Origin of the sequence: Kitasatospora sp. NPDC059599, from assembly GCF_042735125.1 — a bacterium.
Taxonomy (GTDB): Bacteria; Actinomycetota; Actinomycetes; order Streptomycetales; family Streptomycetaceae; genus Kitasatospora.
Window position 1 is genome coordinate 1 of record NZ_JBHWCL010000233.1, and the last position, 10152, is coordinate 10152.

5 protein-coding genes are annotated in these 10152 nt (G+C 73.9%); 4 read left to right on the forward strand and 1 reads right to left on the reverse strand.

Annotated features, from left to right (window positions below):
• Positions 1 to 580 precede the first annotated feature (580 nt).
• Positions 581 to 1513, forward strand: coding sequence for a serine/threonine dehydratase (locus ACFV04_RS41990; RefSeq protein WP_380349764.1), 933 nt, complete (start codon positions 581 to 583; stop codon positions 1511 to 1513).
• A 145-nt stretch (positions 1514 to 1658) separates the two neighbouring features.
• Here ACFV04_RS41990 and ACFV04_RS41995 read toward each other — a convergent pair whose 3' ends face one another.
• Positions 1659 to 2498, reverse strand: a complete 840-nt coding sequence (locus tag ACFV04_RS41995) for a phosphatase PAP2 family protein (RefSeq protein WP_380536378.1) — start codon at positions 2496 to 2498, stop codon at positions 1659 to 1661.
• A 540-nt stretch (positions 2499 to 3038) separates the two neighbouring features.
• Between ACFV04_RS41995 and ACFV04_RS42000 the strand changes: the two genes are divergently transcribed.
• The 3 genes from ACFV04_RS42000 to ACFV04_RS42010 all read left to right on the forward strand — a co-directional run.
• Positions 3039 to 3248, forward strand: coding sequence for an MbtH family protein (locus ACFV04_RS42000; RefSeq protein WP_360268339.1), 210 nt, complete (start codon positions 3039 to 3041; stop codon positions 3246 to 3248).
• Between the two features lie 67 nt (positions 3249 to 3315).
• The gene (locus tag ACFV04_RS42005) at positions 3316 to 4650 is read left to right on the forward strand and encodes a cysteate synthase (protein ID WP_380536379.1); all 1335 of its coding nucleotides are present in this window, start codon (positions 3316 to 3318) and stop codon (positions 4648 to 4650) included.
• 288 nt (positions 4651 to 4938) lie between these two features.
• On the forward strand, positions 4939 to 10152 hold a 5214-nt coding region (locus ACFV04_RS42010; protein ID WP_380536381.1), incomplete at its 3' end, for an amino acid adenylation domain-containing protein.

Below are 10152 nucleotides of genomic sequence, written 5' to 3' on the forward strand. Positions count from 1 at the left end.
TCGGGGGCCCCCCCCCCCGCGCCGCTATCGCCCGGTCCCGAACCGCGCGCCAGGGCCTTAACCCCCCCCCCACCCCGTTCCCCCGGGGGCCCGGGGCCGGGCGGGGCCCCCCCCGGCCCCGCCGCCCACCGGTCGGCAGCAGGGCCAGGCAGAGCGCCGCGACGCCGAAGCGCCAGCAGGAGACGGCCACCGGGCCGAGGCCGCTGGTGCGCATCAGCAGCGCGGCCACGGCTCCGCCCGCGCCCCAGGCGACGGCGGCGGCGGAAATGGACAACAGGCCGTGCCGGAAGGGCACGGCGGCGTACGAGGACATGCGTCAGTACTCCACGATGGATGGCCGGTTCGGGTCCGCGGGGTGCGCGGGCGGCGGTCATCGCCCCGGCTGCCGGCGGAGTCCCGCGGGCCGGGGTGGGTGGAGTGGGCCGCCCGCTAGCGGGGCGGCGGGGGGAGGATCACATGACGCACGGGGCTACGGTACGCCTCCGGTGCCGTGATCTTCCGCCCGTCCGGCCGCGCGACGTACCGTCGGCCGCGGACGGAACACCCTGTCGACGCCCCACCGGCGAAGGAGCAGAACGCGATGGACCAGCTGACGTACGACGAGGTCGAGGCTGCCGCGCGGCGGATCGCCGGGCGGGTGCGCCCGGTCGCGATGGCGCCGGGGGACGACGGCGGACGGACCTGGTTGGCACTGGAGTTCCTGCAGCACACCGGCAGCTTCAAGGCGCGCGGTGCACAGAACTTCCTGCTCGCGCACGCCGAGGCGGGCACCCTCCCGGACACCGGGGTCACCATCGCCTCGGGTGGCAACGCCGGGCTCGCCTGCGCCTGGGCGGCGCGCGAACTCGGCGTCCGGGCGACGGTGTTCCTGCCGGAGACCGCCTCCCCGGTGAAGCTGGCCCGGCTGCGCTCCTACGGCGCGCAGGTGCGGCTGGCCGGCCGGGAGTACGCGGAAGCGCTGGCCGCGTGCGAGGAGTTCGCCGCCGACAGCGGGGCGCTGGCCTCGCACGCGTACGACCACCCGCTGATCGCCGCCGGCGCGGGGACCGTCCTGGCGGAGATCCGCGACCGGGTGCCCGGGCTGGACACCGTGGTGGTGTCGGTGGGCGGCGGTGGGCTCTTCGCCGGCGTGGCCGTGGCGGCGCGCGAGCACGGCGTCCGGGTGCTCGCGGTCGAGCCGACCGGCAGCCGTGCCCTGAACGCCGCGCTGGCGGCCGGCCACCCGGTGGACGTCCCGGTCGACTCGGTGGCCCAGGACGCGCTCGGCGCCCGCCGCGCCACGGCGCTGGCGGTCGCCGCCGCCGGGCACGAGGGCGTGCGCTCCGTCCTGGTGGACGACGAGGCCATCGTGCGCGCCCGCCGGCGGCTGTGGGAGGAGCGCCGGATCGCCGTCGAGTTCGCGGCCTCCACCGCCCTCGCCGCGGTCGACCGGGCCGACGGTGAGCGCGTCGCCGTCCTCCTCTGTGGCGCCAACACCGACCCGTCCGATCTGGTGGACCGCGAGCGGGGGTGATCCGCCGGGTCGGCGACGCCGGCGGCGCGCCGGGCCGGCGGCGGTCGGGCCGGCGGCGGTCGGGCCGGCGCGGGCCGACCCGTTCCTGCCTGTGCCGACAGGTCCGGTGGTGCCGATCGGCTGACCGGCCCGTCTGTGGTCCGGGCTACCGGCGGCGGGCGGCGGCCTCGCCCGGGACGGGCCACTGCCCGGCCACGCGCGGCCCGGCGGCCTGCCAGGAGGCCGGGATCCGCGGGAACCGGTACGCCCAGCGGTGGAAGAGCAGCCGGGCCGCGACGAAGCCCACGCCCAGGCAGACCGCCCCGCCCGCCGCGTCCAGCCAGAGGTGGTTCGCGGTGGCGATGATCACGGTCAGGGTGAACAGCGGGTACAGCAGGCCCAGCGCCCGCAGCCAGGCCCGTCCGGACAGGAAGAACACCGTCAGCCCGCACCACAGCGCCCAGCCGAAGTGCATCGAGGGCATCGCCGCGTACTGGTTGGAGATGGTCGCTCCCGCGCCCGAGGCCAGCGAACCCCAGGTGTGGTGCACCGTCACCGTGTCGATGAAGCCGGGCAGCATCCGCGGCGGGGCCATCGGGAAGACGTAGTAGCCGACCAGGGCGATGCCGGTGGCAGCGGCCAGCGCCGTACGGACCGCCGGATACCGGCCGGGGTGGCTGCGGTAGAGCCAGACCAGCACGGCGATGGTGATGACGAAGTGCAGTGTGGCGTAGTAGTAGTTCATGCCGACGATCACCCAGGTCACCGCGTCCAGGCCGTGGTTGACCGAGCGTTCGAAGGCCAGGCCGAGGCTCCGCTCCAGGTCCCACACGAGGTTCGCGTGGGCCTTCGCGGTCTCGGCGTGCTGCGGAACCGCGTTGCGGACCAGGTTGTAGACCCAGTAGCCGATCCCGATGAGCACCAGCTCGAACCGGAGGCGCGGCCGGACCGGACGCAGCCGCCGGGCGGCGATCCGGTCACGCAGGGTGCGTGCGCCGCCCGGCACCGCTCCGCCGACGGCCGGGCCCTCCGGCCCGCTCCCCGGACCGTCGGGTGAATTCCCTCCGGCATGAACGGAACTTGCGTCACGGGAACGGGAGTTGTTCTCGGCACCGGATGCGTGGCCGTCGGTCGGTAACCTCATGGGGCAGAAGTCTGCCAGACCATCCGTGCCCGTCCGATCATCCGGTCGGCGGGGTTTCTTCGCCGCCGCGCTCCCACCGGGGTACGGGACTTCACTCCCGCTGCGAGCGCACGGCAGGTCCACCCGGCCCGGCCGCGGAGCTCATTTCCTCCATATTTCGCGACATTTCGCACGGGATCAGCACCGGCCGACCGGCGCGCCGGAGCAACGGCGACAGCAGAAGCACCTGCACATTCCGTTCACGCCTCCCGACATCAATCCACACTTCCCCTTTCGGGCCCGGATGAGTAAGACTGGAACACGGACCGGGCGGGGGCAGGTCCGTCCGGAACAGGGGATCCACCTCCGCCACGTCCGCATATGTCCAGCCGGCCAACCGGCTATGCGAGAAAAGGTGACGCGGTGACGAATCCCTTCGAGGACCCCGAGGCCAACTACCTGGTTCTGGTGAACGACGAGGGCCAGCATTCGCTCTGGCCCGTCTTCACGGAAATTCCGGCCGGGTGGCAGCAGGTGTTCGGCGAGGCCGGGCGCCAGGAGTGCCTGGACTACATCGAGAACTCCTGGACCGACATGCGCCCGAAGAGTCTCATTTCGGCCATGGAACAGTAGTTTCCGGCCCGCGCGAACACATTCAGCTGGCAGTACCGGCTGCGGCCGGTGGCAACGGGGGAAAGCCATGGAGCACGGCGGGCACTACACGGTTGTCTGCACTCGATGCGGCTTACGATTCGGGGACGACGGGCTGATTTCGGCCTGCCCGGAGTGCCGCGACAATTCACTGCTACGGACCGAGTACACCGCCGGCTCACTGGCCGACGCGATCGCCGCCACCCCGGCGACACCCGGCCCCTTCCGCTACCGCGGCTGGCTCCCGGTCGTCCGCGAGGTCCCCGGGGCGAGCCTGCCCGCCGTGCACCGAAGTCGCGGACTCGGCGCCGCCCTGGGGCTGAGCGACCTCTGGACGGCCTTCAGCGGCTACTGGCCGGAACGCGACTGCCGCATGGACTCCGGGACCTTCAAGGAACTGGAGGCCTTCGCCGTCCTGGGACGGGTCCCGCAGGACGCGGGCGTCATGGTCGTCGCGTCCGCCGGGAACACCGCGGCGGCCTTCGTCCGGGCCACCGAGAAGTTCGACTTCCCCTGCGTACTGGTGATCCCCGAACGCGCCCTGCCCGGGCTGGCGCTCTGCGGCACCGGACCGCGGGTGCGGATCGTCGCCGTCAAGGGCGGCGGCTACAACGACGCGATCACCTACGGCCAGGGCATCCTGGCCACCGGCGCGCCCTTCTTCCCCGAGGGCGGGGTCCGCAACGTCGCCCGCCGCGACGGCCTCGGAATCGTCATGCTGGCCGCGTACGAGCGGCTCGGCCGACTGCCCGACTACTACGTCCAGGCCGTCGGCAGCGGTACCGGCGCGATCGCCGCGCACGAGGCGGCCCGCCGGATCGCCGCCACCACGGGCGGCACCCCGCCGCGCACCCTGCTCTGCCAGAACACCGGGTTCGCCCCGCTGCACCGGCTCTGGCGCGGCCGGACCGCCGCCCTCTCCGGAGGACTCCCGGATCAGGCCGCGGCTCCGCTGCCGGAGTCGACTTCCTCCCCGGCCGCGGTCACGCTGTCGTGCATCGACGTCCACGCCCCCGAACTCGTCAACGCCACACCTCCGTTCGGGGTCCACGGCGGCGTCGCCGACCTGTTGGCCGACACCTCGGGCGAGATCCTGCTGGCCGACACCCCGGAGGCCCTCGCCGCGGCCGCGCTGTTCGAGGAGACCGAGGGCATCGACATCGAGCCGGCCGCCGCCGTGGCGGTGGCCTGCCTGCGACGCGCGGTCACCGAGCGGCGGATCCCGCGTGACGCACGGATCCTGCTCAACATCACCGGCGGCGGCCGGCGTCGGGCCCGAGCGGAGCGCGACGGCGGCACCCACCTCCCGAACGCCTCGCTCGTCGGGGCCGAGGACGATCCGGCGGTCACCGCGGCCATGCTGCTCGACTCGCTGTCCCTGTGACGGCACACCCGGCCACCGCCCGGGTCGCCTCCCCGGCCACCTCCCGGACCGACGATCCGGCCACCGCCCGGGCCGCCTCCCCGGCCACCTCCCCGGCTTCCTCCCCGGCGCCGGCGCACCCGACCGGGCGCTGACCGCCCCCGACCCCCGAGACCCACACCGCCCCAGGCGCGCACCGGCGCCGCGGGGCGGTCAGACACGTGCGTCCCCGGCCGCCCGGCCGGGCCGCGGTGGAACCCACGGGCCGACGGCCCGGCGCGACCCCCAGACGAACCGGAGTCCCAGCAGATGTCGCCTTCGCAGCCCGAGTACCTGCCCCTGCTTTCCGGCCAGGCCGGAATGTGGTTCGCGCAGCAGCTGGACCCGGCCAGCCCCGCCTACCAGGTCCACGAGTACGTGGAGATCCACGGGCCGGTCGACCCCGGGCTGTTCGAGCGCGCCCTCCACCGGGCCGTCCTCGACTGCGAGACGCTGCGCCTGCGGCTGGTGCCCGGCGGCCAGGAACTCCGCCAGTTCGTCGAACCCGACCCCGCCTGGCGGTTCGTCCCCGTCGACGTCAGCGCCGAGACCGACCCGTGGGAGGCGGCGGTGCGCTGGATGCGCACCGAGTACCTCCGCCCCTACGACCTGGAGACCGGCCCCGCCTGCGCCTTCGCGCTGATCCGGCTGGCCGCCGACCACCACATCTGGTCCCTGCGCGCCCACCACGCGATGGGCGACGGCCACAGCGGCCCGCTCTTCGCCGCCCGGGTCGCGGAGGTCTACAGCACCTGGGCGGAGGGCCGGACCCTGCCCGACGAGAGCGGCATCCCTCCGTTCGCGCGGCTGGTGGAGGTCGAGGCCGAGTACCGCGCCTCCGCCCAGTTCGAGGCGGACCGCCAGTACTGGCAGGACCGGCTCGCCGACCGCCCGACCGCCGTCAACTTCGCCGGCCGGTTCGCCCCGGCTTCGCACACCCACCTGCGCCACGCACTCCGGCTGGGCCCCGAGTACATGGCCACGCTGCGCACCTCCGCGCGCCGGCTCGGGGTCAGCTGGACCGTCCTGGTGCTCGCCGCCGCGGCGGCCTACACCTCCCGGGTGACCGGCAGCGGCGACGTCGTCCTCGGCTTCCCGGTCGCCGCCCGGTCCGGCGAGGTCGCCCGGAGCACCCCGGGCGTCGTCAACAACGTGGTGCCGCTGCGCCTGGCCGTCGACCCGCAGGAACCGCTCTCCGCGCTCATCAAGAAGACCAGCCGCGCCGCCCGTGAGGCCCTGCGGCACCAGCGCTACCGCTACGAGGAGATCCGGCGCGACCTCGGCCTGGTCGCGTCGAGCGGGCAGCTGTTCGGCCCCACCGTCAACATCCAGTCCTTCGACTACAACCTCACCTTCGGCGGCCACCCGAGCACCACCCACAACCTCAGCAGCGGCCCCGTCGAGGACCTCAACATCCTGATCTACGACCGGCAGACCGGCGACGGCGCCGGTCTCGTCGTCGACGCCAACCCGGCGCTCTACCGGCCGGAGGAGATCGCCGCCCACTGCCGCCGCTTCCAGCACTACCTCGCCGCCCTCGCCGCCGCCGACGGCACCCAGCCGCTGCACGAGGTCGAACTGCTCGACGCGGCCGAGCGGCAGCAGGTCCTGACCGACTGGAACGACACCGCCGTCGAGCCGCCGTCGGCCACCCTGCCCACGCTGTTCGAAGCCCAGGTCGCCCGGACACCCGAGGCGGTCGCACTGGTCAGCGGCGACCGCGAACTCACCTACCGGGAGCTCAACACCCGCGCCAACCGGCTGGCACACCTGCTGATCCGGCGCGGCGTCGGACCGGAGGCGCTGGTCGCGGTCTGTCTGGAACGCTCCGCCGACCTGGTGGTCGCCCTGCTCGCCGTCCTCAAGGCCGGCGGCGCCTACCTGCCCATCGACCCCGACTACCCCGCCGACCGCATCGCCTACACCCTGGCGGACGCCCGGCCGGTCGTCGTGCTGGCCTCCGGGGCCACCGCGGCGGCGGTGCCGGCCGGCGGGATCCCCGTGGTGCCGGTGGACCGGATCGAGCCCGCCACCTCCGACGACGCCACCTCCGCCGGCTTCACCTCCGACGACGCCGACCCGGGCGTCGCCGTGCTGCCCGGCCACCCGGCGTACGTGATCCACACCTCCGGCTCCACCGGACGGCCCAAGGGCGTCGTCGTGCCGGTCGGGGCACTGGTCAACTTCCTGGCCGCGATGCAGCGCCGCTTCGCGCTCGGCCCCACCGACCGGCTGCTCGCGGTGACCACGGTCGCCTTCGACATCGCCGCGCTGGAGCTCTACCTGCCCCTGCTCAACGGCGCCCGGGTGGTGCTGGCCCCCCGCGAGACCGTCCGGGACCCGCGTGCGCTGCGGGACCTGCTGACGGCGAGTGGGGCGACCGCGATGCAGGCCACGCCGAGCCTCTGGCACGCACTGACCGCCGAAGCCGCGTCGCTCGACGGCTCGTCGGCCGACGCGCCCTCGGCCCGTGACGCATTGGCCGGTGACGCGTTGGCCGGTCTCCGGGCGTTGGTCGGCGGCGAGGCGCTGGACAGCGGGCTGGCCCGGACTCTGACCGCCCGCACGGCCGGCGTGACCAACCTCTACGGCCCCACCGAGACCACCATCTGGTCCACCGCCCACGAGGTCGGCGACGAGCACGGCGAGGTCCTGCCCATCGGGCGGCCCATCGACAACACCCGGGCCTACGTGCTCGACGAGGCTCTGCGCCCGGTTCCGGCCGGTGTGGCCGGCGACCTCTACCTGGCGGGCAGCGGCCTGGCCCGCGGCTACCTCGGCCGCCCCGGCCTGACCGCCGAACGCTTCGTGGCCTGCCCCTTCGAAGCCGGGGATGGGCCCCTCGCCCCCAGCCCGGCGGCCGGGAGGTACCCCCAGCCCGAAGGCGGGCAAGGAGGTGGGCTCCTCCTTCCCGGTGGCGGGCAAGGAGGGAGGATGTACCGCACCGGCGACGTGGTCCGCTGGACCGTCGACGGTGAGCTGGAGTTCCTGGGTCGCGCCGACGACCAGGTCAAGATCCGTGGCTTCCGCATCGAACTCGGCGAGGTCCAGGCCGCCTTGGCGTCCTGCCCGGGGGTCGCCCAGGCCGCCGTGTCGGTGCGCGAGGATGCCCCCGGCGACCACCGGCTCGTCGGGTACCTGGTGGCGGAGCACGACGCGGACGTGGCCGCGCTGCCCGCCCTGGCCCGCGCGGCGGCGGCCGAGCGGCTGCCGGAGTACATGGTGCCGTCGGCCGTGGTGGTGCTGGAGTCCCTGCCGCTGACCGCCAACGGCAAGCTCGACCGCAAGGCCCTGCCCGCCCCGGACTACGCGGCCGCGGGCGCCGGCGCCGGCCGGGCGGCGGAGAACCTGTCCGAGGAGATCCTCTGCGCGCTCTTCGCCGAGGTCCTCGGCCTGCCCTCGGTCGGGGTCGAGGACGGCTTCTTCGACCTCGGCGGCCACTCGCTCCTCGCCACCCGTCTCGGCAGCCGGGTGCGGTCCGCCCTCGGGGTCGAACTCCCGCTGCGCACCCTCTTCGAGGCGCCGACGCCCGCCGCGCTGGCGCGCCGGCTCGACGGCGGCGCGACGCTGCGGCCGCCCGTGGTGGCCGTCGAGGAGCGGCCCGCGCCGGTGCCGCTCTCCTACGCCCAGCAGCGGCTCTGGTTCCTCGGACAGCTGGAGGGGACGAGCTCCGGTTACAACATCCCTGCGGCGCTGCGCCTTTCGGGCGCGCTGGAGCCGGATGCCCTGGCCGCGGCCCTGCGTGACGTGATGGAGCGGCACGAGGTGCTGCGGACCGTCTACTCCCCGGTCGACGGCGAACCCGTGCAGCGGGTACTGCCGATCGAGTCGGTCCCGTTCGAGCTCACCGTCGAACCGGTCGACGGGGAGGAGGAGCTGGCCGTCGCCGTGAACCGGTCGGCGGGACGGCCCTTCGACCTGGCGACGGAACCGCCGCTGCGGGCGGACCTGTTCACCCTGGCACCCGAGCAGCACGTCCTTGTTCTGACGCTTCATCACATCGCTGGCGACGGCTGGTCCTTCGGACCCCTCGGGCGGGACCTGTCCACCGCGTACGCGGCGCGGGTGCGGGGCGGCTCGCCCGCGTGGTCGCCGTTGCCGGTGCAGTACGCGGACTACACGCTCTGGCAGCGCGAGCTGCTGGGGTCGGAGGAGGACTCCGAGGGCCTGCTGGCGGGGCAGTTGGGGTACTGGCGGGAGGCGCTGGCCGAGCTGCCGGAGGAGCTGACGCTGCCGTTCGACCGTCCGCGTCCGGCCGTCGCCTCACACCGGGGCGGCGACGTCGAGCTGACCGTCCCCGCCGAGCTCCACACCAACCTGCTGGAGCTCGCCCGGAAGGAGGGTGTCACGCCCTTCATGCTGCTCCAGGCGGCGCTGGCGGTGCTGCTCTCCCGGCTCGGCGCCGGGCAGGACATCCCGATCGGCACACCCATCGCCGGACGCACCGACGAAGCACTGGACGAGCTCGTCGGCTTCTTCGCCAACACCCTGGTGCTGCGCACCGACCTCAGCGGCAACCCGACCTTCAGCGAACTGCTGAGCCGCGTCCGGGAGACCGGACTCGGGGCGTTCGCCCACCAGGACGTGCCCTTCGAGCGCCTGGTCGAGGAACTGGCCCCCACCCGCTCGATGGCCCGCCACCCGCTCTTCCAGGTCATCCTCACCCTGCAGAACACCGTCGAGGCACGCCTCGAACTGCCCGGCGTGGACGTCGAGTTGTCGACCGCCGGGGACCCGACGGCCAACTTCGACCTCGCTTTCGAGGTCCGCGAGCGGTACACGTCCACCGACACTCCGGACGGGCTGGCGGTGCGGATCGTCTTCGCGGCCGAGTTGTTCGACCGGTCGTCGGTGGAGGTCCTGGGACAGCGCTGGCTGCGCGTCCTCACCGCCCTCACCACCGACCCCACCCAGCCGGTCCACGCCGTACCCGTCCTCGACACCGAAGAACGACACCTCCTGCTCGACACCTGGGCAACCCGACCCGCCCTCGCCACACCCGACGGCACCCTCACCGCACACTTCGAAACCCAGGCCGCCCACACCCCCGACGCCACCGCCCTCACCGACGGCGACACCCACCTCACCTACCGCGACCTCAACGAACGCGCCAACCAACTCGCCCACCTGCTCACCGACCACGGCGTCCACCCCGAAACACTCGTCGCCGTCCGCCTCGACCGCTCCACCGACCTCGTCATCGCCCTGCTCGCCGTCCTCAAAGCCGGCGGCGCCTACCTCCCCATCGACCCCGACTACCCCACCGACCGCGTCACCCACATGCTCGACGACGCCCGACCCACCCTCCTCCTCACCACCGGCACCACCCACACGGACATCCCCACCAACGGGATCCGAACAATCCCGATCGACACGATCGACCTCTCCGACCACCCCCGCACCAACCCACCCACCACCGCCACACCCGACCACCCCGCCTACGTCATCTACACCTCCGGCTCCACCGGCCGCCCCAAGGGCGTC